Source organism: Cupriavidus sp. FW305-46 (assembly GCF_058787075.1).
Genome location: NZ_JBYSZI010000075.1, coordinates 1 through 26128, shown reverse-complemented (window position 1 = coordinate 26128; position 26128 = coordinate 1). Strand labels below are relative to the sequence as shown.

Sequence of the window (26128 nt, the reverse complement as noted above, 5' to 3'; positions counted from 1 at the left end):
GGGCGGGGTGCTGTGGGGGCTGTACCAGCAGAACATCACCGCGGCGATCGGTGCGCAGGTGAATGTGCTGATCTTTATCGTCATCATCATCGGCGGGCTGGGATCGACCACGGGCTGCTTTGTCGGTGCGCTGCTGGTGGGGCTGATGGCCAACTACACCGGTTTCCTGTTCCCCAAGGTGGCTCTGTTCTCCAACATCCTGCTGATGATGCTGGTGCTGCTGTGGCGCCCACAGGGGCTGTTCCCGGTGGCGCGGCGCTGAGGGCAACGACCATGATCCGACTTCTCTCCGGCGACCTGCCGCGCAGCCGCGTGCTGACCGTGATCCTGCTGGTGATCCTGGTGGCCCTGGCGTGCGCGCCCTTTGCCTTCCCCGGCGCGCGCGCGCTCAACATGGCGGCCAAGATCTGCATCTTCGTGGTGCTGGTGGCCAGCTATGACCTGCTGCTGGGCTATACCGGCATCGTTTCCTTTGCTCACACCATGTTCTTCGGCATCGGCGGCTATGGCGTGGCCATCGCCATGTCGCGCATGGAGCCGGGCTGGGGCGCGCTGCTGGCCGGCACCGTGGGTGCGCTCGCGGTGTCAGCGCTGCTGGCGTTCCTGATCGGGTTGTTCTCGCTGCGGGTGCGCGCGATCTTCTTTGCCATGATCACGCTGGCAGTGGCGACCGCCTTTGCCACGCTGGTGTCGCAGCTGTCGGAATGGACCGGCGGCGAAGACGGGCTGACTTTCAAGGTGCCGGAGGTGCTGCGCCCCGGCTTTACGCTGGGCGACACTGAATGGCTGGGCGTGCCGCTGAGCGGCAAGCTGCTGAGCTACTACCTGGTGTTCGCCGGCGCGGTGGTGCTGTTCCTGGTGCTGCTGCGCATCGTCAACTCGCCCTTTGGCCGGGTGCTGCAGGCGATCCGCGAGAACGACTTCCGCGCCGAGGCGATCGGCTACCGCACCGTGGTGTACCGCACCGTGTCGACGGTGCTGTCGGCGATGTTCGCCACGCTGGCGGGCGTGCTGATGGCGATCTGGCTGCGCTACAACGGGCCCGATACCTCGCTGTCGTTCGAGATCATGGTCGACATCCTGCTGATCGTGGTGATCGGCGGCATGGGCACGCTCTATGGCGCGGTGATCGGCACGGTGCTGTTCCTGGTGGCGCAAACCTACCTGCAGGACGTGATGAAACTGGCCAGCGACGCCACCGCCGCGCTGCCGCTGCTGTCGTCGCTGCTGCATCCGGACCGGTGGCTGCTGTGGCTGGGTTTGCTGTTTATCCTGAGCGTCTATTATTTCCCGCAGGGCGTGGTGGGGCGGCTGCGCGGCACCGGGCCCGTGCAGGACGTGGCAAGCTGAGCGGAGGCTAGCGCATGTACGTCATCGACTGGCTGCACAAGAATGCGCAGCATTTCCCCGACAAGGTCGCGCTGGTGGACGTGGAGACCGGCCGCCAGGTGACCTATCGCCATTTCGACGAACGCGCCAGCCGCTTCGCGGAATACCTGCGTGACCACCTGCAACTGGCGCCGGGCACGCGCGTGGCGGTGCTGGCGCACAACAGCTCGGACTATTTCGAGATGCTGTATGGCTGCGCCAAGGCCGGCATGGTGATGGTGTGCCTGAACTGGCGCCTGCCGGCGGCGGAGCTGCTGCCGATCCTGCAGGACTGCACGCCCGAGGTGCTGGTGGCCGGCGACGGCTTCCTCGCCGTGGCCGCGGATCTGGCGCGCGCCATGCCGCTGCGCGCGGTGCTGCACCTGGCCGACGATGAGGCCGCCGACGTTCCCGGCGGCTGGACCGAGTACGAGGCGGTGCTCGACGCCGCCTCCGGCCGCATCATCGAGATGCCGTGCCGCGATGAGTCCGAGGTCTGGCACCTGCTCTATACCTCCGGCACCACCGGCAGGCCCAAGGGCGTGATCCAGACCTATGGCATGGTCTTCTTCAATGCCGTCAACGCGATGCTGGCAAACAAGATCACGCGCGACGACGTGTTCCTCAGCGTGCTGCCGTTCTTCCACACCGGCGGCCTCAACCTGTATGCCAACCCGGTGCTGCACGCGGGCGGTACGGTGCACATCATGCGGCAGTTCGAGCCGCAGGTGGTGCTGGGCAAGCTCGACCGCGCCAGCGGCGAGGGCATCACCATGTTCTTCGCGGTGCCGGCGGTCTACCTGTTCCTGAGCCAGCACCCGCGCTTCGCGCAGGCAGACTTCGCCGGCGTGCGCAATATGTCGGCGGGGGGCTCGCCGGTGCCCAGGCCGCTGCTGGAGGCCTACCTGGCCAAGGGCGTGACCATCTGCTTCGGCTTCGGCATGACCGAGACCGGTCCCACGGTCTTTGTCTGCGACGAAGGCACCGCGCGCCGCAAGATCGGCACCATCGGCAAGCCAGTGGGGTCGATGCTGACGCGCATCGTCGATGCGGCTGGAGTGGACGTGGGCCCGGGCGAGCGTGGCGAACTGCTGATCAAGGGCCCCGGCGTGACGCCAGGCTACTGGAACCTGCCCGAGGCCACCGCGGCCGCGATCCGCGGCGGCTGGCTGCATTCCGGCGATATCGCCTATCGTGACGAGGACGGCGACTACTACATCGTCGACCGGGCCAAGGACATGTTTATCTCGGGCGGCGAGAACGTCTATCCGGCCGAAGTCGAGAACGTGCTGTTCCAGCTGCCGGGCGTGGCCGAGGCCGCCGTGATCGGCACGCCGGATGCGCGCTGGGGCGAGGTCGGCATGGCGCTGGTGGTGCTGCGCCCGGGCGCTGTGCTGGAGGCCGATGCCGTGATCGCCCACTGCAAGGCGCAGCTGGCCGGCTACAAGGTGCCGCGCCATGTGCGCTTTCTCGACGCGCTGCCGCGCACGCCGTCAGGCAAGGTGGAAAAGCACAAGCTGCGCGCACAGTTCTCTGGCTGAGGCGCATGGCCGCGCCAGCGGTTGCCGTGTTTCCGATTTCCGCAGTTCGCAGTCTCCGCAGTCCTCGATCTGAAGACAACTCGACAGCCCCGGCCATCCGGGTGCGACAGGAGGAGGTTGACATGCATTCCACGCAGATCCCGCCGCAGCAGAAACGCCGCCTCAGGCTCACGGTGCTGGCGGCCGCCGCATCGATGCTGGCCGCCGCCTGCGGCTCGGGCGATGACAACAACAACGGCAACGGCAGCAACCCCAATACCAAGCCGGCGAATATCGGCACGGTCACGATCAACAGCTACAACGGCACCACCGACGACCTGCTCACTGCCGGCCTGGGCAAGGACGGCCTCGCCAGCGCCACCGCGCCACTGCCGGCCAATCCCACCGCGCCGACCGCGGCGGAGTTGCGGCGCTATGCGATCCATACCAACTATCGTGCCCTCGTCGACACCACCGCCAGCGGCGGCTACGGCTCGCTCTACGGCCCCAATGTCGACGCTCAGGGCAATGCCACCGGCTCCGAAGGCAAAGTGGCCGGCGTGGAGTACCTGGCCTTTTCGGACGATGGCTCGGGCCAGCAGAACGTGACCATGCTGGTGCAGATCCCTGCGTCGTTCAACACTTCGAAGCCATGCGTGATCACCGCCACCTCGTCCGGCTCGCGCGGCGTCTATGGCGCCATCGCCACCGGCGAGTGGGGCCTGAAGCGCGGCTGCGCGGTGGCCTATACCGACAAGGGCACCGGCGCCGCGCCGCATGACCTGGATACCGACACCGTGCCGCTGATCGACGGCACCCGCGCCACGCGCGCTGCGGCCGGCAAGAACGCGCAGTTCGCCGCGCCGGCGGGGGCCACCTCGCTGGCGGACTTCACCGCTGCCAACCCGCACCGGCTGGCATTCAAGCACGCGCATTCGCAGCGCAACCCGGAGAAGGACTGGGGCAAGTTCACGCTGCAGGCGGCGGAATTTGCGATCTGGGCGATCAATGACCGCTTCGGCGCCGTATCCGCCAACGGCACCCGCCAGCGCACCCTGGACAAGGACAGGATCGTGGTGATCGCCTCCAGCGTATCGAACGGCGGCGGTGCCGCGGTGGCGGCGGCCGAGCAGGATGCCGGCGGGCTGATCGACGGCGTTGCGGTGGGCGAGCCCAACCTGAACATGCCGCCCGATACCGGCGTCGTGGTGCAACGCGGCGCGACGCCGGTGGCGGCTTCGGGCCGCACGCTGTACGACTACAGCACCACGGCCAACCTGCTGCAGCACTGCGCCGCGCGGGCCACCGCGCTGGCCCAGGCGCCGCTCTACACCAACCCGGCCACGGCGACCTTCTTTGCCAACCGCTGCCAGACGCTGGCGGAAAAGGGCCTGGTCAGCGGTGCGAACACGGACGAGCAAAGCGCCAGCGCCCTGCAGGCGCTGCGTGCCGCCGGCTGGGAAGCGGAAACGGACGATCTGCACCCGTCGCTGGCCGTGCTTGACGTGGCCGCCGCGATCTCGGTCAACTATGCCAACGCCTATGCGCAGGCCAGCGTCACCGACCGGCTGTGCGGCTACAGCTTTGCCAGCACGCTGACCGACCTGAAGCCCGCGGCAATCGCACCCGCGGCGCTGGCGTCGATGTTCGCCACCGGCAACGGCGTGCCGCCGCAGCCGCCGGTCCAGCTGATCAATGACCTCGATCCGCAGCATGGCCCGTACCTGAACCTGGCGTCCGTTTCACCGTCGACGTTGCGGGCAGACCTGAACTACGACGGCGCCAACTGCCTGCGCAGCCTGCTGTCCGGCTTCGACGCCGCGGCGCGTGCGTTGCAGGCCGGCCAGGCGCTGACGCTGCGCAACGGCAACCTGCGCGGCAAGCCTGCGGTGATCGTGCACGGGCGCAGCGACGGGCTGCTGCCGGTGAACCATACCTCGCGCCCGTATCTCGGGCTGAACCGGCAGCAGGAGGGCGTGACCAGCAAGCTGTCGTACGTGGAGGTCGAGAACGCCCAGCACCTCGATGCCTTCATCGGGCTGGTGCCGGGCTACAGCAACCGCTATGTGCCGCTGCACGTCTACCTGAACCGGGCCCTGGACGCGGTCTACGACAACCTCACCGCGGGCAAGGCGCTGCCGCCATCGCAGGTGGTGCGCACCACGCCGCGCGGGGGCACCCTCAACACGCCGGCGCCGACGCTGCTGCCGTCCAACGTGCCGCCGTTTGCCGCATCGCCTGCTGCCGGCAACGCGATTACCGTCAACGCTAATACCGTACAGGTGCCTGACTGATGAACGATGCCCTGCCGCGCGTGCTGTCGCAGCGCGACTTTGACCGCTTCGCCGCCTTGTCGCACGACGACAACCCGATCCACTGCGATCCGTGCTTTGCCCGTGGCACGCATTTCGGTGCCACCGTGGCGCACGGCATGTTCCTGTTCTCGCTGCTGTGCGGCCACACCTGGCGGCAGCTGCCCGGGCCGGCGTTGCCGGTCGGGCAGACGCTGATGTTCCCGACACCGGCCTTCGTTGGCGATACGGTGCGGATCGCGCTGGCGCCGCAGCACGCGCCCGCCGGACTGGCGGGCTACGGCACCACCGTTGGCAGCGCGGGCGGGCCGGGCGATGCGCAGCGCGTCACGGCCGTGGGCGAGTCGCTCTGGCTGCCGGGTGCCGGGCTGGAGGGACTGGCCCGGCTACCCGGCGACACGGCACCGGCGCCAGAGGCGGGCGACGCCTCACTGTACGGCCTGCGCCCCGGTCACGAAGCCCGTGCAACACGCGCCTTCACCCAGGCGGACCTGGACGAATACATCAACCTGACCGGCGACGCCAACCCCTACCACGCCGATCCGGCCTTTGCCCGCGCGCGCGGCTTTGGCGGGCCGGTGGTGCCGCTGCCGCTGCTGGCCGGCATGTTCTCGGACCTGCTCGGCACGCAACTGCCCGGACGGGGCACGGGGTGGATGAAGCAGTCGTTGCGCCTCGCTTCAGCCGCGCGGCTGGATGAGCCGCTGACGGCATGCGTGCGCATCGTGCGGGTGCGCGCGGGCAAGGACCTGGTCAACCTGGCCAGCGTCGTCACGGGCGCGGACGGGCGCATGGTGGTGCAGGGCGAATCACTGGTGCTGGTGCGCAACCTGGCGGACAAGGGAGCCTGCCGTGCCGCCTAGCCACGTATCGCTTGCGGCACTTGAGAGCGTCGGAGCCTGGGGTATCGGCATGGCGTGCTGAACGGGGTCATTGCGTACCGGCGCGGCCTTGAAATGTCGCGACAAAGCCTTATCTTTCGGAAAGACATCCAGTGTCCGGCAGGGCATACGGGCGCTCCGGCAGCGAAGACCGGCGCCGACGCCCCCGCATCAGGACACGACCTTATCCGAGAGAGGGAATCCTTATGCGTCTTGACAAGCTGACCACCCGGTTCCAGGAAGCGCTGGCTGATGCGCAAAGCCTGGCACTGGGCAACGACAACCAATACATCGAACCGCAGCACCTGCTGCGCGCGCTGCTGTCGCAGGACGACGGCGCCGCCAAGGCGCTGCTGGCGCGCGCCGGCGTCAACGTGCAGGGCCTGCAGACGGCGCTCGATGCCGCCATCAAGCGCCTGCCGCAAGTGCAGGGCACCAGCGAGGTCCAGATCGGCCGCGACCTGGTGAACCTGCTCAACGCCACCGAGAAGGAAGCCATCAAGCGCGGCGACCAGTTCATCGCCAGCGAGCTGTTCCTGCTGGCCGTCGCCGACGACAAGGGCGACGCCGGCCGCATCGCGCGTGAAAACGGCCTGAACCGCAAGTCGCTCGAGTCGGCGATCCAGGCCGTGCGCGGCGGCGATTCGGTCAACAGCGCCGAGGCCGAGGGCCAGCGCGAGGCCCTCAAGAAGTACACCATCGACCTGACCGAGCGCGCCCGCATCGGCAAGCTCGATCCCGTGATCGGCCGCGACGACGAGATCCGCCGCGCGATCCAGATCCTGCAGCGCCGCACCAAGAACAACCCGGTGCTGATCGGCGAGCCGGGCGTGGGCAAGACCGCCATCGTCGAGGGGCTGGCGCAGCGCATCGTCAACGGCGAAGTGCCCGAGAGCCTGAAGAACAAGCGCGTGCTGGTGCTGGACATGGCCGGCCTGCTGGCCGGCGCCAAGTACCGCGGCGAGTTCGAGGAACGCCTGAAGGCGGTGCTGAACGACGTCGCCAAGGACGAGGGCCAGACCATCGTCTTCATCGACGAGATCCACACCATGGTCGGGGCCGGCAAGGCCGAGGGCGCGATCGACGCGGGCAACATGCTCAAGCCGGCGCTCGCGCGCGGCGAGCTGCATTGCATCGGCGCGACCACGCTGGACGAGTACCGCAAGTACATCGAGAAGGACGCCGCGCTGGAGCGCCGCTTCCAGAAGGTGCTGGTCGATGAGCCGAGCGTTGAAGCCACCATTGCCATCCTGCGCGGGCTGCAGGAAAAGTATGAGCTGCACCACGGCGTGGAAATCACCGACCCGGCCATCGTCGCCGCGGCGGAGCTGTCGCATCGCTATATCACCGACCGCTTCCTGCCCGACAAGGCGATCGACCTGATCGACGAGGCGGCCGCCCGCATCAAGATGGAAATCGATTCCAAGCCGGAGTCGATGGACAAGCTCGAGCGCCGCACCATCCAGCTGAAGATCGAGCGCGAGGCGGTCAAGAAAGAGACCGATGAGGCGTCGATGAAGCGCCTGGAGCTGATCGAGCAGGAAATCGCGCGCCTGGAGAAGGAGTACGCCGACCTGGACGAGATCTGGAAGGCCGAGAAGGGCGCCGCGCAGGGCACGGCCGCGCTCAAGGAAGAGATCGAGAAGGTCAAGCTGGAGATCGCCAAGCTGCAGCGCGAAGGCAAGCTGGACAAGGTGGCCGAGCTGCAATACGGCAAGCTGCCGGGCCTGGAAGGCAAGCTCAAGGCCGCCACCGACGCCGAGGCCAGCGAGCAGAAGCAGCCCAACAAGCTGCTGCGCACGCAGGTGGGCGCCGAGGAAATCGCCGAAGTGGTGAGCCGTGCCACCGGCATCCCGGTATCGAAGATGATGCAGGGCGAGCGCGAGAAGCTGCTGAAGATGGAAGACCGGCTGCATGGGCGCGTGGTCGGCCAGGACGAAGCCGTGCGGCTGGTGTCCGATGCCATCCGCCGTTCGCGTGCCGGGCTTGCGGACGAGAACCGGCCTTATGGCTCGTTCCTGTTCCTGGGCCCTACCGGCGTCGGCAAGACCGAGCTGTGCAAGGCCCTGGCCGAGTTCATGTTCGATTCGGAAGAGCACCTGATCCGCATCGACATGAGCGAATTCATGGAGAAGCACAGCGTCAGCCGCCTGATCGGCGCGCCGCCGGGATACGTGGGCTACGAGGAAGGCGGCTACCTGACCGAGGCCGTGCGCCGCAAGCCGTACAGCGTGGTGCTGCTGGATGAAGTCGAGAAGGCCCACCCGGACGTCTTCAACGTGCTGCTGCAAGTGCTGGACGACGGCCGCCTGACCGATGGCCAGGGCCGCACCGTGGACTTCAAGAACACGGTGATCGTGATGACGTCCAACCTGGGTTCGCAGATCATCCAGTCGATGACCGGCGAGCCGCAGGAAGCGATCAAGGGTGCGGTCTGGCAGGAAGTGCGCACGCATTTCCGGCCGGAGTTCCTGAACCGGATCGATGAAGTGGTGGTGTTCCACGCGCTCGACCAGAAGCATATCGAGTCGATCGCGCGCATCCAGCTGCAACGCCTGCAAGGCCGCCTGGCCCGCATGGACATGACGCTGGAGGTGAGCGAGACGGCGCTGGAGAAGATCGCCAGCGCAGGCTACGACCCGGTGTTTGGCGCGCGTCCGCTCAAGCGGGCGATCCAGCAGCAGATCGAGAACCCGGTGGCGCGGGCGATCCTGGAAGGCAAGTTCGCCGCCAAGGATGTGGTGCCGGTGGATTATGTCGACGGGGAGTTCACGTTCGGGCGGAAGCTGGACTAAGGCTGCCCATGGCTCGATCGACTGCCGGAGCACACAGGCGGTCGATCATGGTCAGGCCCCTGCGATACAGCGCAGGGGCTTTTTTTCGTCTTGCCATCGCGCGTTGCGTGTAAGGCGGTCCCGCCGCGTGCAATTTTTTCACGCCACGATGCCAGGGGTCGTCGCCAGCCGCGCCGTTCCGCGCCATCCGCCGAGTGGCACACTTCTCGCGTTGCAGAAGGGTTGAATTTCCCTACAAGGCGCTGCGCTGACGCAGCCCCATCCCCAAGGAGCCCTTCAATGACCGACAAGCCTTTCCTCTCAGACGTCAAGACATTGCGCGAGCGTGCCCGCAAGCACATCGATGATGGCGCCGTGACCGCGGGCTATGCCGCGGATCGCGATACCGTGCTGAAGCTGCTCAACGCTGCGCTGGCCACCGAAATCGTCTGCGTGCTGCGCTATCGCCGACACTACTACATGGCCAAGGGGCCCAACTCGAAGAGCGTGGCCGATGAATTCCTGGCCCATTCCAATGAAGAGCAAGGCCATGCCGACCAGATCGCCGAGCGCATCGTCCAGCTTGGCGGCGAGCCCGACTTCGCACCCGACGGCCTGACCAGCCGCTCCCATGCTGAATATGTGGCGGGTACTTCGCTGACGGAAATGATCAAGGAAGACCTGGTGGCCGAGCGCATCGCCATCGACAGCTATCGCGAGATCATCCAGTTCCTGGGAGAACGAGATCCGACCTCACGCCGGATGATGGAGGGCATCCTGGCGGTGGAAGAGGAGCATGCCGACGAAATGGCTGACCTGCTCGCCCGCCAGGGCGGCTGAGGCGCAGGCGCGGCAGGCTGGCCCGCACTTGACCTTGATCAACCCCAGGTCGCAGGCAAGCCGATAACATTCGTCCTGTCATGGAGATGCGGGGGCGCTCTTCATGACTTGTCTACCCGTTTCCAGAATGGAAACTTCGCCCGCACCGGCTTGCCGGTGCGGGCGTTTTCTTATGCGCCCGACATGGGCCGCGTAAGGGACAAGCCCAAAGGGACCGATATGCAGAACGACGTGCTGCCAACTGTCGCAGCGGGAGCCAAGTCATGAATCGAAGTGTCGCCTGCGTCTGCGCTATGGCTGGCCTGGCGTTGATATTCACTGGCTGTGCCGGCGGGGAGCCGTCCTGGCAACCCGAAAGCCGAGCCTCGACATCGAAATACATCAGCAGCGGCATGAAGGCGCTGAACTACACCCCTTACTACATCCATTCCTTCGAAGTTGAAGGTCCTGGCGAGGTCGGTGGCGGTGGCCCGAACATCATGCCGGCCAAGAGCGATGGCCGCCCCTCTGGCGGCGGGGCGGAAACTTGCTGCATGACTTTTCCGCGCCAATGGCAGCCCGATCTTCGTGTCACCGTGCGCTGGCTGGTGGAGAAGGTCAAGGACGGCAAGACCCCAGGCTATTGGTACAAGGCCGAAAATGTCCGTATCGCCCAATACGACGGTTCGCAAACCGGTGGTGCTTGGGCCATCTTCCTGCCCGGCGATCGCGTAAGGCTGATGATTGTGGACGGCAATCACGATGGTGGAAACAACGTCAACAATCGACCAGCAGACGATGACCCTCTTATTGCCCAAGGCGTGCGTGACGACGAATGGAATCTTAAGTACCGACGGGGAGGTGTGAAATGACGGTGGTGAAATGGCCCGACATGACGCCTGAAGGCGGCCGACTGGCGCAAAGTAAGGACGCCTGGGCATGGGGCGAGGGAACCGTGACAGACCCATTGTGTGAATGTCCCCAGACCATTCATATCAATCTGTTCTTCGACGGCACCAACAACAACGACGACAAGAATAATAAGACGTGGCGAGACTCAATCTTCAAGACTCACACCAATGTGGCGCGCCTGTTTAGCGCGGCAAGAGAAGAGCCGGACGCCGGAATATTCAAGTACTACATCCCGGGAGTCGGTACGCCGTGCCACGAACTTGGCGAACCCGACTACTCGCAGGACGGCAAGGCGCTGGCCAAAGGCTTTGATCAGCGCTGCGTCTGGGGAATGGTTTGTATGCTCAATGCTGTGCATTACGCGATCACCCGTGACAAGACGCGGCCGCTGATTCGCGACAATGAGGCTAAAGCTATCTGCGACGCCGTGGCAAAAGGCAGCGTCTCTAAACTGATGGACAAGATTCGCATATTGGGTATCACCCATAGCAACCGCTTCGACGACGGTCCGCAGAGCCGGATGATCAAGAAGATCTGGATCAACGTCTTCGGCTTTTCGCGCGGGGCCGCGTCCGCCCGTGTCTTTGTCAGCAAGCTGATCAAGGAATGGGCGCCTGGCGGGCGGATCAGCGACCAGACGGGGCGGCGCGCGCTACCCTATGAGGTCAACTTCCTCGGGCTCTTTGACACGGTCGCCTCGGTGGGCCTGCCAGATTCGACTCGCGCCACGGTCGACCTGGATATGTTTGACGGGCATTTCCGCTTTGCCCGCGACGGTGCGCTGAATATACCCAAAGAAGTTCGCAGGTGCGCCCACTTCTACTCGATTCACGAGCAGCGCATGAGTTTTCCGCTCGACACTATCCGGATCGATGAAAGCTACCCCCAGACGCGGGGCCGCTGGGAGGTGGGTTATCCCGGCGTGCACTCCGACGTGGGCGATGCTCTCAATGAACAGGGCAAGGCGCGTGACGGCGACAGCAGCAAGCTCAGCCAGATTCCCCTGCATGACATGTACATCGCTGCGCTCAAGAGCGGCGTACCGCTGATGCTCGAGGAAGAGATTCGGAATTCCACTGCCCTGTCCGAAGATTTTGCGATCCACCCGGCGACGGTGGCAGCGTTCAACGACTGGCCGCACTCTTTTCAACGTATCGAGACGTGGAAGAGGCCTTGCGCTTTGGCATGGGTCAGCTGCTGAGCTGGCGTACCTTGCGCGCACAGATTGGCACCGGCCAGTATGTCACCGAGCGCACCTTCTTCCAGGCAGCGCCCGAGGATGCCAAGACGCCACGCAAGATCATGCTGGGTGTACAGGAGGCCGAACGCGACGACCCGGAATGCCAGCGCCTGAAGGCCGAGATTGCCCGGTTGGAGCAAGCAGCATACGTCGGCCGAGGCTGTGGCGCGCCTGGAGAAGGTCGCGATCGCCCTCTACGACGATTACGTGCACGACAGCTGGATCTGGTTCCGCATCCCGTTCTTCAATGAATATGCGCCGGGCGGCTATGGCTGGCCACGGGTGATATTCACCGGCAGAGACCAGCGTAGGCCCTATCTGGACTTGCACCGGCAACGAATCTGCCGGCCGCAAACGAGGGGCTTGCGGTGGCATAGCTTCGGGATGGGAGCAAAACCGCCTTTGCCGGTTTCAGCGTGGCGAATGCGCCACCGTCCACTGCCCTCACGCCGTCCACACTTGATGTCCCCCTGTGCCGGCATGTCCATATTTCCGTCCGATCTTATGCAAAAAACAGCAAAGGATCGGCGAAACCATTCGTTCCGTTCAGATAGCCCCCTCGGTAGTCTTGCTCCTGACACAAGTCCGCTACCCAAGGCGGACAAGGCAAGAGGCGCCTGGCGCCCATTCACGACACTGACGGGAGCAACACAAGATGATCCGCAAACTGGCTATCAGCCTGGCCGTACTTGGCGCCCTGAGCGCGGCGCAGACCGCGGCGGCTGCCAACCTGCTGAACGTTTCCTACGATCCGACGCGCGAGCTGTATGTCGATGTCAATGCCGCCTTTGCCAAGGCCTGGAAGGCCCAGGGCGGCGATGCCGTGACCGTGCGCCAGTCGCACGGCGGCTCGGGCAAGCAGGCGCGCTCGGTGATAGACGGGCTGGACGCTGACGTAGTCACGCTGGCGCTGGGCTATGACATTGATGCCATCGCGGAGAAAGGGCTGATCAAGCCGGACTGGCAGAAGCGCCTGCCGCACAACGCCTCGCCGTACACCTCGACCATCGTGTTCCTGGTGCGCAAGGGCAACCCCAAGGGCATCAAGGACTGGGGCGACCTGGTCAAGCCGGGCGTGCAGGTGATCACGCCCAATCCCAAGACCTCGGGCGGCGCACGCTGGAACTACCTGGCGGCGTGGGGCTATGCGCTGCGCCAGCCGGGCGGCAATGACGTCAAGGCGCGCGAGTTCGTGGGCGAGCTGCTCAAGCATGTGCCGGTGCTGGATTCGGGCGCGCGCGGCGCCACCACCACCTTTGTCGAGCGCGGCCTGGGCGATGTGCTGATCGCGTGGGAGAACGAAGCCATCCTGGCGATCAAGGAGCTGGGCCCGGACAAGTTCGACATTGTCGCGCCGTCGGTGTCGATCCTGGCCGAGCCGCCGGTGGCGGTGGTCGACAAGGTGGTCGACAAGAAGGGCACGCGCAAGGCGGCCGAGGCCTACCTGCAGTTCCTGTACACCGACGAGGGCCAGGAGATCGCGGCCAAGAACTACTACCGCCCGATCTCGCAGAAGGTGGCGGCCAAGTACGCGGCCAACTTTCCCAAGGTGAAGCTGTTCACCATCGATGAAGCCTTCGGCGGCTGGCAGAAAGCCCAGAAGACCCACTTTGCCGATGGCGGCACGTTCGACCAGATCTACCAGCCCGGCAAGAAATAAACCACGAGACCGGCGGGCCGGGCCGCGTGGGGCGGCCGCGGCCCCGACCGGTCCATCAGAAGAAGGAAGCCCGATGTCCATCCTGACGCTCTCCGGCAGCCCGTCGGTCCAGTCCCGCTCCGGCCTGGTGCTGGCGCACCTGCGTGCCGCGCTCGAGGCTGCCGGCGAACGCACCCGCCACCTCGACCTGCGCGAACTGCCCGCAGGCCCGCTGCTGGCGGCACGCGTGGACGACCCCGTCATCGCCGCGGCCACGCATGCCGTGTCCGAGGCGCAGGTGGTGGTACTGGCCACGCCGGTCTACAAGGCCGCCTACAGCGGCCTGCTCAAGGCCTTCCTGGACCTGCTGCCGCAGACTGGCCTGCGCGACAAGATCGTGCTGCCGATCGCCACCGGCGGCAGCCTGGCCCATGCGCTGGCGATCGACTACGCGCTGCGCCCGGTGCTGTCCGCGCTGGGCTCGCGCCAGATCCTGCCCGGCATCTTTGCCGTGGACCAGCAGATCGAATCCTTTGAAGCCGCCGGCGTGCGCCAGGCGCGCTTCGATGCCGCGCTGTCGGCACGCCTGGACGAGGGCGTGCTGCGCGTGCGCGATGCGCTGGCGCATTCGCGCATCGAGGTGCCGCTCGATGTGGTGCCCGGCGCCCTGGTCCAGCGCGCTGCCGCGATCGCGGTGGCCGAGCGATGTTCCGCCTGAACTGACTGATTGACGGAAGTGGCGCCGGCCCCCCCCCCCCCCCCCCCCCCCCCACGGCAGCGACGCCATGCCACCCGCCACGCGGGGCCGGCAGGGATGCGTGCTGCCGCAACCATCCTGGAATCAATCCGGCCAGCAGGGCATTGCCCCGGGCCATGGAGGACATCGCATGACACTGACCAACCCGTTGCGCACGGCCAGCCAGCGCCGCCGCCTGATTACCGCCGCGCTGGTGCTTGCCACCGGCCTGGCCTATGGGCTACTGCCCGGCCGCGCCGAAGCGCAGTCGAAGAACATCGATCCCAAGGTGCTGCGCATCGGCTACCAGAAGTACGGCACGCTGACGCTGCTGAAGGCGCGCGGCACGCTGGAAAAGCGCCTGGCGCCGCAAGGCATCACCGTCAAATGGACCGAGTTCCCCGCCGGCCCGCAACTGCTTGAGGGGCTGAACGTCGGTGCCGTCGATTTCGGCACCGTCGGCGAGGCGCCGCCGATCTTTGCGCAGGCCGCGGGGGCGCAACTGGTCTACGTCGGCAATGAGCCGCCGGCGCCGGTGGCCGAGGCCATCGTCGTGCCCAAGGGTTCGGCGATCCGCTCGGTGGCGGAACTGCGCGGCAAGCGCGTGGCGCTGAACAAGGGCTCGAACGTGCATTACCTGCTGGTGCGCCAGCTGGAGAAAGCCGGCATCCCTTACAGCGAGATCCAGCCGGTCTACCTGCCGCCGGCCGATGCGCGTGCCGCCTTCGAGCGCGGCGCGGTCGATGCCTGGGTGATCTGGGACCCGTTCCTCGCGGCTGCCGAGAAGCAGCTGGTTGCGCGCGTGCTCGCCGATGGCCGCGGCGCGGACGGCAAGAACGTGGTCAGCAACCACCAGTTCTACCTGGCCTCGCGCCCCTATGCACAAGCCAAGCCGGAGATCGTCAGCCTGATCCTGGACGAACTGGCCACGCTGGGCACCTGGGCGCAAAACAACCCCAAGGAGGCCACCACGGTGCTGACCGGCGAAACCGGGCTGCCGGCCGATGTGCTTGAGCTCGCCGTCTCGCGCTTCTCGTACGGCGCACGCCCGGTCAGCGCCGGGGTGCTGGCCGAGCAGCAGCGCATCGCCGACGCCTTCCACTCGCTCAAGCTGATCCCCAGGCCAGTCAAGGTGGCCGATGCGCGCTGGGACGTGCCGCAGCAGCAGGCGAAGCGATAGCCACCTCCATCGGCAGGAACAATAGGACAACGACATGCAAGTATTCTGGTTCATCCCCACCCACGGCGACAGCCGCTACCTCGGCACTTCGGAAGGCGCGCGCGAGGTCAGCTTCGATTACCTGAAGCAGGTTGCCGTGGCCGCCGATACGCTGGGCTACGAAGGCGTGCTGATCCCGACCGGGCGCTCGTGCGAAGACCCATGGGTGGCGGCATCGGCGCTGGCGGCCGTCACGCAGCGCCTGAAATTCCTGGTCGCGGTGCGCCCCGGCCTGATGGCGCCGACGCTGGCCGCACGGATGGCGGCAACCTTCGACCGCATTTCCAACGGCCGGCTGCTGATCAACCTGGTCACCGGCGGCGATACCGCTGAGCTGGAAGGCGACGGCCTGTTCCTGGACCACGCCGCGCGCTACGAGGCCTCGGCCGAGTTCCTGCGCATCTGGCGCCAGGTGCTGGCCGCCAGCCATGACGGCGACAAGGTGGATTTCGAGGGCAAGCACCTGTCCGTGAAGGGTGCCACCGTCCTCTATCCGCCGCTGCAGCAGCCGCATCCGCCGGTGTACTTCGGCGGGTCGTCGGCGCCGGCGCATGCGCTGGCCGGCGAGCAGGTCGATACCTACCTGACCTGGGGCGAGCCGCCCGCTGACGTGGCGCAGAAGCTCGACGACGTGCGCCGGCAGGCCGCGCGCCATGGCCGCACGGTGAAGTTCGGTATCCGCCTGCATGTGATCGTGCGCGAGACCGAAGCCGCCGCCTGGGCTGCGGCGGACGACCTGATCAGCCGGCTCGATGACGAGACCGTGGCGCGTGCGCAAGCCGTGTTCGCCAAGATGGATTCCGAAGGGCAGCGCCGCATGGCCGCGCTGCACGCGGGCGGCGCGCGCCGCACGCGCGAGGCGCTGGAGATCAGCCCCAACCTGTGGGCCGGCGTTGGCCTGGTGCGCGGCGGTGCCGGCACCGCGCTGGTGGGCGATCCGCACACCGTGGCCGAGCGCATGCGCGAATACGCCGAGCTGGGCATCGACACCTTCGTGCTGTCCGGCTACCCGCACCTGGAAGAGGCCTACCGCTTTGCCGAACTGGTGTTCCCGCTGCTGCCGCGCTCGGTGCGCGACAAGCTGCCGGGCAAGGTGCTGTCGGGCCCGTTCGGTGAAGTCATGGCGACTGGCATCGTGCCGCGCGCCGCGCAGAGCTGAGGGGAGGGCAATCATGAACGCTCCTCTATTGCAGCCGCTGCGCCAGGGACCTCGGGCGCTGGCGCGCGCGCTGGCTCCGTGGATCGTGCCGGTGCTGCTGATCGTGGTCTGGCAACTGGCCTCGCGGAACGGCTGGCTCTCCAGCCGCGTGTTGCCGGCCCCGCTGGCGGTGGTGCAGGCCGCCTGGGAGCTGGCGCGCTCGGGCGAGCTGTGGAAGCACGTCGGGGTCAGCACCTGGCGCGCGCTGGTGGGGTTTGCCATCGGCGGCGGGCTGGGCCTGCTGCTGGGGCTGCTGACCGGCACCTTCCGCACCGCGGCCACGCTGCTCGACAGCTCGCTGCAGATGGTGCGCAATATCCCGGCGCTGGCCTTGATCCCGCTGGTGATCCTGTGGTTCGGCATCGACGAGACCGCCAAGCTGTTCCTGGTGTCGCTGGGCGTGTTCTTCCCGGTCTACCTGAACACGTATCACGGCATCCGCTCGGTCGATACGGGGCTGGTGGAGATGGCGCGCAGCTACGGCCTGTCCGGCTGGCAGCTGTACCGCGAGGTCATCCTGCCCGGCGCGCTGCCGGGCATCCTGGTGGGCGTGCGTTTCGCGCTCGGGTTGATGTGGGTGGTGCTGATCGTGGCGGAGACCATCTCCGCGCAATCGGGCATTGGCTACATGACCATGAACGCGCGTGAGTTCCTGCAAACCGACGTGGTGCTGGTGGGCATCCTGCTCTATGCGCTGCTGGGCAAGCTGGCCGACTGGCTGTCGCGCGGGCTGGAGCGCTACTGGCTGCGCTGGCATCCGGGCTACGCCGCGGCCTGACCGGCCCGTCGCCCCAATCAAGCAAGGAGATCGAGATGCAGATGTATCCGGTGGAACAGGCTGCGCTGGTGGAACTGGAAGCGGGCCTCGCGCGCCGCGAGGCGGCACAGCCGGCGGCGGAGGCGCCGCGCAAGGCAGGCGGCGTGGCGCTGCACGTGCGCCAGGTGGTCAAGCGCTATGACGGCCGCGAAGTGCTGCACAACGTGGCGCTGGACGTGGCGCCGGGCGAGTTCCTGGCGATCGTCGGGCGCAGCGGCTGCGGCAAGAGCACGCTGCTGCGGCTGGTGGCGGGACTGGAAGCAGCCGATGGCGGCAGCATCACCGTCGACGGTGAATCCGCGGCGAAGGGCCGCGCGCGGCACGCCGACGTGCGCGTGATGTTCCAGGACGCAAGGCTGCTGCCGTGGAAGCGCGTGCTGGACAACGTCGCGCTGGGCCTGCCGCGCGCACGCCGCGGTGAAGCCGCCGATGTGCTGGCGCAGGTGGGCCTGGCCGACCGCGCCAGGGAGTGGCCCGCACGCCTGTCCGGCGGCCAGCGCCAGCGCGTGGCCCTCGCGCGCGCGCTGGTCCACCATCCACAGCTGTTGCTGCTGGATGAACCGCTGGGCGCGCTGGATGCGCTCACGCGCATCGAGATGCAGGGGCTGATCGAATCGCTGTGGCGCCGCCTTGGCTTCACGGCGCTGCTGGTCACGCACGATGTGTCGGAAGCTGTGGCGCTGGCCGACCGCATCGTGCTGATCGAGGACGGCCGCATTGCCATGGATGAGCGCGTGGCGCTGGCGCGCCCGCGCGAACGCGGCGCGGCGGGCTTTGCGCAGCTGGAGGCCGCGGTGCTGCAGCGGGTGATGCGGCAAGTGCCGCAGGCGCAGGTACCGTCGCATGCAGGTGCGCATGCCGACCCGGCCGCCACGACCGCGCCGCTGAAGGTGAGCTGGGCAGCGTGACCGTGCCACCCGCGGCAATGTGCGCCGCGCATATCGACAGGCCGTAATCTTCATTCGCTCGCGCGCGCTGACCTCCTATCATGAGCAGGCAGGCCGATGCGGTGCGACCGCACAGAGGGCGCATGAAGCGCCCGTCATCACTAATCCGACCAAGGGGCCGAGGGGCCCGGTCAACCCAAGGAATGCCATGCCAGGCGTGCATGAACCCGCGGGCGCAGTGCCTGCGCTCCAACGTTATCTGGAATCGCTGCCGCGCCAGCCGCTGGCTGACCGGCAATTGTGGCGCGACGCGCGCGGGCAGGTGCAGGGCCAGTTCTTCAACTGCTCGCTGACCAGCGCGTTCGAGCCGCTGGTGACGCTGGCAGACCGGCAGCTGGTGGCGCATGAAGGTTCGATCCACACCTACGCAGAGGACGGCGTGGGCCTGGCGGCATGGAAGCTGTTTGCGATGGCGGCCGACGACAACACCCTGGTGTCGCTGGACCGGCTTTCGCGCCTGCTGCATGCCATCAACTACTTTGCCGCCGAAGGCGAGCACAAGCTGGTGCTGAACGTGCATAACCGGCTGCTGGCCGCGGTCACCGACGACCACGGCGCTGCCTTCCGGCGCGCATTGCAGTCGCTGGGCCTGCCGCTGGAGCGCTTTGTGATCCAGGTGCCGGCCAGCGCCAATGACGACCTGGCATTGCTGTTGCATGTCGTTGGCAACTATCGGCGCAACGGTTTCGCGGTAAGCCTGCAGGCGTCGGATCCGGCGGAAGCCGGTGCGCTGATGGCGCACGCGTTGCCGGACTGGCTCAAGCTGGACATGCGCCGCACCTGGACCGACCGTCAGCTGTCGGGCCTGCGTGCCAGCGCGGCCAACGCTGGCGTAACGCTGATCGGGCGGCGCCTGCAGAGCGCCGAAAGCATCGAGCGCCTGCAGGCCGCGGGCATCGGCCTGGGGCAGGGCGCCTTCGCCGGCGCGCCGGTCAGTGCGGCAGGGCTGCGCACAGGCCTGGCGAGCGCCGCGCATGCATTGGACAAGGAGGTGGTATGACCCAAGCGAACCGGCTATCCGGCGGCCATGGCACGCGCCTGGACATTCCGCGGCACCTGCAGGTGCTGACCGTGCCGGGGCTGCACGGCAGCGGCCCGGGACACTGGCAGAGCCGCTGGGAGCAGCGCTTCCCCGACTGGCAGCGGGTGGAGCAGCACGACTGGTCGCGCCCCAGCCTGCCGCTGTGGGCCGAGCGCGTCTCCGAAGGCGTGATGCGCGCCCAGCGCGTGGCCGCGCGCGGCGCGGTGCTGGTGGCGCACAGCTTCGGCTGCCTGGCGTCGTTGCGCCAGGCGGCGCTGGATCCGGTCGGCATTGCCGGCGCATTGCTGGTGGCGCCGGCCGATCCGGACAAATTTGGCGTGGCGGCGCTGCTGCCGACCTACCGGCTGCCGTTCCCGACCATCCTGGTCGCCAGCCGCAACGACCCCTGGATGCCGCAGCGCACCGCTTTCAGCTGGGGCACGCTGTGGGGCAGCGAACTGGTCGATGCGGGCAGCCTGGGCCACATCAATGCCGATTCCGCACTGGGCGAGTGGCCTGAAGGCCTCGCGCTGCTCGATACTCTGGTCCAGCGCATCGCGCAGGCAGGCGATGCCGGCTCCGTAAGTGAGTCATCCGGCGCCTGGGAGACGGGCATCGAGGTGGTGTCTACCGTCCCTTATATCTAAACCGTCTAAGAAAATTCATAAAGATTCGTTCTGTTTATAAGGACGACTCTGCAGAATCTGTCTCGTAGGCCGGCGCAATATGCGCTGGCGTCATAAAGAACGGCCCGCCGGGGGCCAGCCATCAGGGTCCGGCGGCGCACCGCTCACAGACGAGACGACATGCCTCCATCCATTTCCCTGGCGGACACGCCGCCAGCCGCCCCTCGCGCCCCTGATTCCGGCGCCGCGCGCGCGCCGCGCAGCCCGTCCAGGCAGCGCTTTACGGTGCTCCCCGGCTTCGGCCTGTCGCTGGGCTTCACGCTGTTCTACCTGACGCTGATCGTCCTGATCCCGCTGTCGGCCACGTTCCTGAAGACCTTCACGATGACGTGGGACGCGTTCTGGACTTCGGTCACGGCGCCGCGCGTGGTGGCGTCGCTGCAGCTGAGCTTTGGCGCGTCGCTGGTGGCGGCCATCGTCAATACGGTGTTCGGGCTGGTGGTGGCCTGGGTGCTGGTGCGCTACCGCTTCCCGGGCAAGCGCCTGATCGACGCGCTGGTGGACCTGCCGTTCGCGCTGCCCACGGCGGTGGCCGGTATCGCGCTGACGGCGCTGTTTGCCGGCAATGGCTGGATCGGCCGCTATCTCGAGCCGCTTGGCATCAAGGTCGCGTTCACGCCGCTGGGGGTGGTGGTGGCGCTGACCTTTATCGGCCTGCCGTTCGTGGTGCGCACGGTGCAGCCGGTGCTGGAGGATGTTGAGCAGGAGCTGGAGGAGGCCGCTGCCAGCCTCGGCGCCAACCGCCTGCAGACTTTCCAGCGCGTGATCCTGCCCGCCATCCTGCCGGCGCTGCTGACGGGGTTTGCGCTATCGTTCGCGCGCGCCACCGGCGAGTACGGCTCGGTGGTCTTTATCTCCGGCAACATGCCGATGGTGTCGGAGATCGCACCGCTGATGATCTATTCCAAGCTGGAGCAATACGACTACGCCGGCGCCACCGCGGTGGCGGTGGTGATGCTGGTGATTTCCTTCGGGCTGCTGCTGCTGATCAACCTGCTGCAGGCCTGGACGCGCCGCCATCAATCCGGTGTGCGCGCCGCGCTGGCACCTGAAGCGCCCGCCACGGGCAAGGAGTTCTGACATGGCCGGCGCAGTTGCGGGACGCCTGGGCGGGCAAGGCAACGCCCCGGCCCATCACAGGTTTGACGCCACCGGCGAAGCGCCGTGGGTGCGCTACACGCTGATCACGGTGGCGGTGCTGTTCCTCACGCTGTTCCTGTTCGTGCCGCTGGCTTCGGTGTTCTATGAAGCCTTGCGCAAGGGCGTGCAGACCTACTGGGAAGCGTTGATCGAGCCCGACGCACTCGCCGCGATCCAGCTCACGCTGACAGTGGCGGCGATCGCGGTGCCGCTGAACGTGGTGTTCGGCGTGGCGGCGGCCTGGGCCATCGCCAAGTTCGACTTCCGCGGCAAGAACCTGCTGATCACGCTGATCGACCTGCCGTTCTCGGTGTCGCCGGTGATCTCCGGCCTGGTCTACGTGCTGCTGTTCGGTGCGCAGGGCTGGCTGGGGCCGTGGCTGGAAGCGCACGACATCAAGATCATGTTCGCGGTGCCGGGCATCGTGCTGGCCACCATCTTCGTGACCTTCCCCTTTGTTGCGCGCGAGCTGATCCCGCTGATGCAGGCGCAGGGCAGTGAAGAGGAAGAGGCCGCGATCGTGCTGGGCGCCTCGGGCTGGCAGACCTTCCGCCATATCACGCTGCCCAATATCCGCTGGGGCCTGCTGTATGGCGTGATCCTGTGCAATGCGCGGGCGATGGGCGAGTTCGGCGCGGTCTCGGTGGTATCGGGCCATATCCGCGGACTGACCAACACCATGCCGCTGCATGTTGAGATCCTCTACAACGAGTACAACTTCGCGGCGGCCTTTGCGGTGGCTTCGCTGCTGACGCTGCTGGCGCTGGTCACGCTCGGCATCAAGACGCTGGTGGAATTGCGCGCCCGCAAGGAAATCGAAGAGGCTGCACCAGAGCGGCCGCTGGCAAGTTTGCAAGGACAAGCATCATGAGCATCCAGGTCAAGAACGTAGAGAAGCGCTTTGGCGACTTTGTCGCGCTGGACAACGTCTCGCTCGATTTCGACGAAGGCGAGCTGACCGCGCTGCTGGGGCCGTCCGGCTGCGGCAAGACCACGCTGCTGCGCATCATCGCCGGCCTGGAGCGCGCCGATGCGGGCCAGATCGTGCTGGCCGGGCGCGATGCCTCGGACCAGCATGTGCGCCAGCGCCAGGTGGGTTTCGTGTTCCAGCACTATGCGCTGTTCAAGCATATGAGCGTGTTCGAGAACGTGGCCTTCGGCCTGCGCGTCAAGCCGCGCGCCGAGCGCCCGGGCGAAGCGCAGATCCGCGACAAGGTGCGTTCGCTGCTGGAGCTGGTGCAGCTCGACTGGCTCGCCGACCGCTACCCGTCGCAGCTCTCCGGCGGCCAGCGCCAGCGTATCGCGCTGGCGCGCGCGCTGGCGGTGGAGCCGCGCGTGCTGCTGCTGGACGAACCGTTCGGCGCGCTCGATGCCAAGGTGCGCAAGGAGCTGCGCCGCTGGCTGCGCCGCCTGCACGATGAACTGCACGTGACCAGCGTGTTCGTCACCCATGACCAGGAAGAAGCGCTGGAAGTGGCCGACCAGGTGGTGCTGATGAACCGCGGCCATGTGGAGCAGTACGGCTCGCCCGAGGCGGTCTACAACCATCCGGCCACGCCCTTCGTGTTCGGCTTCCTCGGCAACGTGAACCTGTTCCATGGCCGCCTGGAAGTGGGCGAGAGCGGCGGCCTGCTGCATACCGGCGAGGCGGTGCTGCCGGTGGTCGGCAGCGGCCATGAAGCCGCCGGCGACGCGGTGGCCTATGTGCGCCCCCATGACCTCGACCTGGAACGCTATTCGCCCGGCGCCGACGGCATCGCCGTGACGCTGCGCCGCGCGCTGACGCTGGGCCCGGTGGCGCAGCTTGAACTCGAACGTGAAGACAACCAGGACGTGATCGAAGTCGCGCTGCCGCTGGAGCGCTTCCGCCATGCGGGCTTCCGCGAAGGCGAACTGCTCGCGGTGCGCCCGCGCCAGCTGCGTGTGTTCACGCAACCGCGTACCACGTCCACCCAACAAGAAAAGGCGACGTCATGAACTTCCAGCAACTCCGATCGATCCGCGAGGCGGTGCGCCGCCAGTTCAACCTGACCGAAGTCGCCAACGCGCTCTACACCTCGCAGCCCGGCGTGTCGCGCCAGATCCGCGAGCTGGAAGAAGAACTGGGGGTGGAGATCTTCGAGCGCTACGGCAAGCGCCTGACCGGCCTGACCGAGCCCGGGCGCGAGATCGTGCGCATCGTCGAACGCCTGCTGCTGGAGGCCGAGAACCTGCGCCAGGCCGGCGACGAATACGCCGGCCGCCATACCGGCCGCCTGACCGTTGCCACCACCCACACCCAGGCACGCTATGCACTGCCGCGCGTGGTGCAGGCCTTCCGCCGCGAATACCCGCATGTGACGCTGGCACTGCAGGAGGCGTCGCCCACGCATATCGTTGAGCTGCTGCTGACGGGGCAGGCCGATATCGGCATCGCCACCGAGGCCCTGGCCACCGAGGCCGGGCTGACCTCGTTCGAGGCCTACAGCTGGCAGCACGTGCTGGTGGTCTCGCCCGGCCATCCGCTCACGCGCTTGCCCGAGCCCACGCTCGAAGACGTGGCCGGCTTCCAGCTCATCACCTACGACGCCGGCTTCACCGGCCGCCGCAAGATCGACAGCGCCTTTGCCGATGCCGGCCTGCAGCCGGAGATCGTGCTGACCGCGCTGGACGCCGACGTGATCAAGACCTACGCCGAACTGGACCTGGGCGTGGGCATCATTGCCTCGATGGCCTATGACGAGCGCAAGGATTCCGGCCTGGTGCGGATCTCGGCCGACCACCTGTTCGCGCCCAACACCACCAGCGTGGCGGTGCGGCGGGGTGCCTACCTGCGCGGCTATGCGCACGCCTTTATCAACATGTTTGCGCCGCACCTGTCGCCCGACACCGTCAGCAGCGCGCTGTCCGAGCAGGAGCGCCAGGCCCTGGCGGCCTGATTCCGGCCTGGTTGCGGACGGCCGTCAGGCGGCGCAGGGGCCACCCGAGCGCCGCCGGCCTGCGCCGTCCGCCCCGGCACGGTGCCGTTCGCGCCCCGTGCCCGCCGTTCGTCGCAAGAGACTTTCTTCGTGCCCGGGTGAGGGGTACATTGCTTGCACGTGCCCGCGGCTTGCCGTCCGGCGAGCGCCGCACGTGCACCGCAGTGCAACAAAGCTTGCGCGCGGCCGCCGGTCTGCAAGGGCCGGACAAGGGAGAGAGAGACGATCATGCGCGACGACGAACCGCTGCTGCGCTGGCAGTGGCGCGGCTATGCCCGCAACCACCAGCATCCCCGCAACCTGCTGCTGCATATCGTGGCCGTGCCGATGTTCATGGCTGGCACCGTGCTGGGCCTCTACGGCCTGTTGCGCCTGAGCCTGCCGGCGGTGGCGCTGGGGCTGGTGTGCATGGGCATGTCGATGGCCCTGCAGGGCCGGGGGCACCGGCTGGAAGCCCACGCGCCGGAACCGTTTGCCGGGCCGGCGGACATCGCCGGCCGCATCCTGGCCGAGCAGTGGATCACCTTCCCGCGCTATGTGCTGTCCGGCCAATGGTGGCGCGCGCTGGCCGGCCGGCGTGCCGGGCAGGGCGGCTGAGGTGGCCAGCGCTGCCCGCCTCATCACATTCCCGCATTGCGCCAGGCTCAGTCCGCGCTAACATGAACGCCATGGACCGCTGCTTCTCCAACGTCGCCACCGCCATCCCCTCCCGGCTCAATATCCTCGGCCGCGACCTTCTGTTCGTGCTGTGCATGAACTCGGTGATCGCCATCAGCCTGAACTACGGCTTCCAGACCGGCGGCAGCCTGTGGCACAACTTTGTCTACAGCCAGCTGATCGGCCTGTCGATCTGGGTGCTGATCGACATTCCGCGCGTGGTGATCTGGTGGAACGACCGGCCGCGCCGCTGGCCGTTCCTGCTGCTGGCCGCCGCCGCGGTGCCCGCGGGCGTGGTGTTCGGCAGCTGGGCCACGCGCGTGGCACTGGACCTGCCGCCCAAATCCGCGGACGAAGCCGGCGGCATGCTGCGCATGTGCCTGGTGGTGGGCATGCTGGCCGCGGCCTCGATGATCTATTTCTACTGGTCGCGCGAGAAGCTCGCGTCGCTCGAGCGCCAGGCCGCGCTGGACGCCCTGCAGCGCGAGGAAGCCGAAAAGCAGCTGGTGCGCGCGCAGCTGATGGCGCTGCAGGCGCAGATCGAGCCGCATTTCCTGTTCAACTCGCTGGCCAACCTCGACGGGCTGATCGCCACCGACCCGCCCGCCGCGCGCCAGCTGCTGCAGCGCCTGATCGGTTTCCTGCGCATGTCGCTGGCGCATACCCGCGCCGAGCAATGCACGCTGCGGCAGGAGTTCGAGCTGCTGCGCAGCTACCTGGACATCCAGGGCATGCGCTTCGGCCAGCGGCTCTCGTTCGACATCGACCTGCCGCGCGAACTGGCGAAGGTGGAGATCCCGCCCATGCTGATCCAGCCGCTGGTGGAAAACGCGGTCACGCACGGCATCGAGCCCTGCATGATCGGCGGCCATATCCGGCTGTCGGCGCGCGCGGCCGGCGACAATGCGGTGCAGGTCATCATCGCCGATACCGGCGTGGGCTTCGGCCATGCCTCGGGCAAGGGCTCGGGCCTGGGCATTACGCACGTGCGCGAGCGGCTGGCGCGTATCTTTGGCGCGGCGGCCTCCATGCAGATGGAAGAGAACACCCCGAGAGGCGTGGTGGTGCGGCTGACGCTGCCGCTGGAGCGCCCGGCCGAAGCGCCCACCCTGACCCAGACAGTCACCAGCGTGCCGGAGGGCATGCCAGTATCGACGCCGGCCATGCAACGGCTCTGAGGCGCACCGCCTGCCAGCACGCCTGACAAGACGAACGGCTGGCACCGCCCGTGGGCGGTGCCGCTGACAACGTCAGGACCCATCCACCACCCCAACGCCCCCATGAC

23 protein-coding genes and 1 pseudogene are annotated in these 26128 nt (G+C 67.2%); all 24 read left to right on the top strand.

The window, feature by feature from the left end; genetic code table 11:
* Window positions 1-262: pseudogene (locus AC3WON_RS27360) on the top strand (branched-chain amino acid ABC transporter permease); the annotation flags it as partial.
* Between the two features lie 11 nt (window positions 263-273).
* The gene (locus AC3WON_RS27355; protein WP_492353132.1) at window positions 274-1350 is read left to right on the top strand and encodes a branched-chain amino acid ABC transporter permease; all 1077 of its coding nucleotides are present in this window, start codon (window positions 274-276) and stop codon (window positions 1348-1350) included.
* 14 nt (window positions 1351-1364) lie between these two features.
* Window positions 1365-2909: an acyl-CoA synthetase gene (locus AC3WON_RS27350; protein WP_492319958.1), complete on the top strand. Its 1545-nt coding sequence runs from the start codon at window positions 1365-1367 to the stop codon at window positions 2907-2909.
* A gap of 122 nt (window positions 2910-3031) precedes the next feature.
* Window positions 3032-5182, top strand: coding sequence for a D-(-)-3-hydroxybutyrate oligomer hydrolase (phaZ2, locus tag AC3WON_RS27345; protein WP_492353131.1), 2151 nt, complete (start codon window positions 3032-3034; stop codon window positions 5180-5182).
* Window positions 5182-6063, top strand: a complete 882-nt coding sequence (locus AC3WON_RS27340; protein ID WP_492353130.1) for a MaoC/PaaZ C-terminal domain-containing protein — start codon at window positions 5182-5184, stop codon at window positions 6061-6063. The genes phaZ2 and AC3WON_RS27340 overlap by 1 nt, the downstream gene beginning before the upstream one ends.
* Before the next feature lie 224 nt (window positions 6064-6287).
* Window positions 6288-8876 carry an ATP-dependent chaperone ClpB gene (gene clpB / locus AC3WON_RS27335; RefSeq protein ID WP_492353129.1) on the top strand — a complete coding sequence of 863 codons (2589 nt, stop codon included), beginning with the start codon at window positions 6288-6290 and terminating at the stop codon, window positions 8874-8876.
* Window positions 8877-9155: 279 nt separating this feature from the next.
* Entirely contained in the window at window positions 9156-9695 is a 540-nt protein-coding gene (locus AC3WON_RS27330) for a ferritin-like domain-containing protein (RefSeq protein WP_492319962.1), read from the top strand.
* A 392-nt stretch (window positions 9696-10087) separates the two neighbouring features.
* A complete protein-coding gene (locus AC3WON_RS27325) occupies window positions 10088-10546 on the top strand; it encodes a DUF3304 domain-containing protein (protein WP_492353128.1) in 459 nt (152 codons plus the stop codon).
* The gene (locus tag AC3WON_RS27320; RefSeq protein ID WP_492353127.1) at window positions 10543-11787 is read left to right on the top strand and encodes a T6SS phospholipase effector Tle1-like catalytic domain-containing protein; all 1245 of its coding nucleotides are present in this window, start codon (window positions 10543-10545) and stop codon (window positions 11785-11787) included. The genes AC3WON_RS27325 and AC3WON_RS27320 overlap by 4 nt, the downstream gene beginning before the upstream one ends.
* Window positions 11772-12077 carry a hypothetical protein gene (locus AC3WON_RS27315; protein ID WP_492353126.1) on the top strand — a complete coding sequence of 102 codons (306 nt, stop codon included), beginning with the start codon at window positions 11772-11774 and terminating at the stop codon, window positions 12075-12077. The genes AC3WON_RS27320 and AC3WON_RS27315 overlap by 16 nt, the downstream gene beginning before the upstream one ends.
* Before the next feature lie 404 nt (window positions 12078-12481).
* Window positions 12482-13486 (top strand): sulfate ABC transporter substrate-binding protein, encoded by a 1005-nt coding sequence (locus tag AC3WON_RS27310; RefSeq protein ID WP_492319966.1) that lies wholly within the window; start codon window positions 12482-12484, stop codon window positions 13484-13486.
* A 73-nt stretch (window positions 13487-13559) separates the two neighbouring features.
* Window positions 13560-14183, top strand: coding sequence for an NADPH-dependent FMN reductase (gene ssuE / locus AC3WON_RS27305; RefSeq protein WP_492319967.1), 624 nt, complete (start codon window positions 13560-13562; stop codon window positions 14181-14183).
* 169 nt (window positions 14184-14352) lie between these two features.
* The gene (locus AC3WON_RS27300) at window positions 14353-15381 is read left to right on the top strand and encodes a sulfonate ABC transporter substrate-binding protein (RefSeq protein WP_492319968.1); all 1029 of its coding nucleotides are present in this window, start codon (window positions 14353-14355) and stop codon (window positions 15379-15381) included.
* A gap of 34 nt (window positions 15382-15415) precedes the next feature.
* Complete coding sequence (ssuD, locus tag AC3WON_RS27295) at window positions 15416-16579, top strand: FMNH2-dependent alkanesulfonate monooxygenase (protein ID WP_316150122.1); 1164 nt, start codon at window positions 15416-15418, stop codon at window positions 16577-16579.
* Window positions 16580-16592: 13 nt separating this feature from the next.
* Window positions 16593-17396, top strand: a complete 804-nt coding sequence (gene ssuC, locus AC3WON_RS27290; protein ID WP_492353125.1) for an aliphatic sulfonate ABC transporter permease SsuC — start codon at window positions 16593-16595, stop codon at window positions 17394-17396.
* A gap of 35 nt (window positions 17397-17431) precedes the next feature.
* Complete coding sequence (locus AC3WON_RS27285; RefSeq protein ID WP_492319971.1) at window positions 17432-18343, top strand: ATP-binding cassette domain-containing protein; 912 nt, start codon at window positions 17432-17434, stop codon at window positions 18341-18343.
* 187 nt (window positions 18344-18530) lie between these two features.
* On the top strand, window positions 18531-19382 hold the full coding sequence (locus AC3WON_RS27280) for an EAL domain-containing protein (RefSeq protein ID WP_492319972.1): 852 nt from the start codon (window positions 18531-18533) through the stop codon (window positions 19380-19382).
* Window positions 19379-20050, top strand: coding sequence for an RBBP9/YdeN family alpha/beta hydrolase (locus AC3WON_RS27275; protein WP_492319973.1), 672 nt, complete (start codon window positions 19379-19381; stop codon window positions 20048-20050). The genes AC3WON_RS27280 and AC3WON_RS27275 overlap by 4 nt, the downstream gene beginning before the upstream one ends.
* Window positions 20051-20209: 159 nt before the next feature.
* On the top strand, window positions 20210-21169 hold the full coding sequence (cysT, locus tag AC3WON_RS27270; protein WP_058697938.1) for a sulfate ABC transporter permease subunit CysT: 960 nt from the start codon (window positions 20210-20212) through the stop codon (window positions 21167-21169).
* A 1-nt stretch (window position 21170) separates the two neighbouring features.
* Window positions 21171-22100, top strand: a complete 930-nt coding sequence (cysW, locus tag AC3WON_RS27265) for a sulfate ABC transporter permease subunit CysW (RefSeq protein ID WP_492319974.1) — start codon at window positions 21171-21173, stop codon at window positions 22098-22100.
* Complete coding sequence (locus AC3WON_RS27260; RefSeq protein ID WP_492353124.1) at window positions 22097-23206, top strand: sulfate/molybdate ABC transporter ATP-binding protein; 1110 nt, start codon at window positions 22097-22099, stop codon at window positions 23204-23206. The genes cysW and AC3WON_RS27260 overlap by 4 nt, the downstream gene beginning before the upstream one ends.
* On the top strand, window positions 23203-24147 hold the full coding sequence (locus AC3WON_RS27255) for a CysB family HTH-type transcriptional regulator (RefSeq protein ID WP_492353123.1): 945 nt from the start codon (window positions 23203-23205) through the stop codon (window positions 24145-24147). The genes AC3WON_RS27260 and AC3WON_RS27255 overlap by 4 nt, the downstream gene beginning before the upstream one ends.
* A 267-nt stretch (window positions 24148-24414) precedes the next feature.
* The gene (locus AC3WON_RS27250) at window positions 24415-24783 is read left to right on the top strand and encodes a DUF962 domain-containing protein (protein ID WP_010810506.1); all 369 of its coding nucleotides are present in this window, start codon (window positions 24415-24417) and stop codon (window positions 24781-24783) included.
* Window positions 24784-24845: 62 nt separating this feature from the next.
* Entirely contained in the window at window positions 24846-26021 is a 1176-nt protein-coding gene (locus tag AC3WON_RS27245) for a sensor histidine kinase (RefSeq protein ID WP_492319976.1), read from the top strand.
* Window positions 26022-26128: the final 107 nt, after the last annotated feature.

Bases quoted from the DNA above. Each gene is read 5' to 3' on its own strand.
- AC3WON_RS27355 (WP_492353132.1), top strand. From the start codon at position 274: ATGATCCGACTTCTCTCCGGCGACCTGCCGCGCAGCCGCGTGCTGACC.
- AC3WON_RS27350 (WP_492319958.1), top strand. From the start codon at position 1,365: ATGTACGTCATCGACTGGCTGCACAAGAATGCGCAGCATTTCCCCGAC.
- phaZ2 (WP_492353131.1), top strand. From the start codon at position 3,032: ATGCATTCCACGCAGATCCCGCCGCAGCAGAAACGCCGCCTCAGGCTC.
- AC3WON_RS27340 (WP_492353130.1), top strand. From the start codon at position 5,182: ATGAACGATGCCCTGCCGCGCGTGCTGTCGCAGCGCGACTTTGACCGC.
- clpB (WP_492353129.1), top strand. From the start codon at position 6,288: ATGCGTCTTGACAAGCTGACCACCCGGTTCCAGGAAGCGCTGGCTGAT.
- AC3WON_RS27330 (WP_492319962.1), top strand. From the start codon at position 9,156: ATGACCGACAAGCCTTTCCTCTCAGACGTCAAGACATTGCGCGAGCGT.
- AC3WON_RS27325 (WP_492353128.1), top strand. From the start codon at position 10,088: ATGAAGGCGCTGAACTACACCCCTTACTACATCCATTCCTTCGAAGTT.
- AC3WON_RS27320 (WP_492353127.1), top strand. From the start codon at position 10,543: ATGACGGTGGTGAAATGGCCCGACATGACGCCTGAAGGCGGCCGACTG.
- AC3WON_RS27315 (WP_492353126.1), top strand. From the start codon at position 11,772: ATGGGTCAGCTGCTGAGCTGGCGTACCTTGCGCGCACAGATTGGCACC.
- AC3WON_RS27310 (WP_492319966.1), top strand. From the start codon at position 12,482: ATGATCCGCAAACTGGCTATCAGCCTGGCCGTACTTGGCGCCCTGAGC.
- ssuE (WP_492319967.1), top strand. From the start codon at position 13,560: ATGTCCATCCTGACGCTCTCCGGCAGCCCGTCGGTCCAGTCCCGCTCC.
- AC3WON_RS27300 (WP_492319968.1), top strand. From the start codon at position 14,353: ATGACACTGACCAACCCGTTGCGCACGGCCAGCCAGCGCCGCCGCCTG.
- ssuD (WP_316150122.1), top strand. From the start codon at position 15,416: ATGCAAGTATTCTGGTTCATCCCCACCCACGGCGACAGCCGCTACCTC.
- ssuC (WP_492353125.1), top strand. From the start codon at position 16,593: ATGAACGCTCCTCTATTGCAGCCGCTGCGCCAGGGACCTCGGGCGCTG.
- AC3WON_RS27285 (WP_492319971.1), top strand. From the start codon at position 17,432: ATGCAGATGTATCCGGTGGAACAGGCTGCGCTGGTGGAACTGGAAGCG.
- AC3WON_RS27280 (WP_492319972.1), top strand. From the start codon at position 18,531: ATGCCAGGCGTGCATGAACCCGCGGGCGCAGTGCCTGCGCTCCAACGT.
- AC3WON_RS27275 (WP_492319973.1), top strand. From the start codon at position 19,379: ATGACCCAAGCGAACCGGCTATCCGGCGGCCATGGCACGCGCCTGGAC.
- cysT (WP_058697938.1), top strand. From the start codon at position 20,210: ATGCCTCCATCCATTTCCCTGGCGGACACGCCGCCAGCCGCCCCTCGC.
- cysW (WP_492319974.1), top strand. From the start codon at position 21,171: ATGGCCGGCGCAGTTGCGGGACGCCTGGGCGGGCAAGGCAACGCCCCG.
- AC3WON_RS27260 (WP_492353124.1), top strand. From the start codon at position 22,097: ATGAGCATCCAGGTCAAGAACGTAGAGAAGCGCTTTGGCGACTTTGTC.
- AC3WON_RS27255 (WP_492353123.1), top strand. From the start codon at position 23,203: ATGAACTTCCAGCAACTCCGATCGATCCGCGAGGCGGTGCGCCGCCAG.
- AC3WON_RS27250 (WP_010810506.1), top strand. From the start codon at position 24,415: ATGCGCGACGACGAACCGCTGCTGCGCTGGCAGTGGCGCGGCTATGCC.
- AC3WON_RS27245 (WP_492319976.1), top strand. From the start codon at position 24,846: ATGAACGCCATGGACCGCTGCTTCTCCAACGTCGCCACCGCCATCCCC.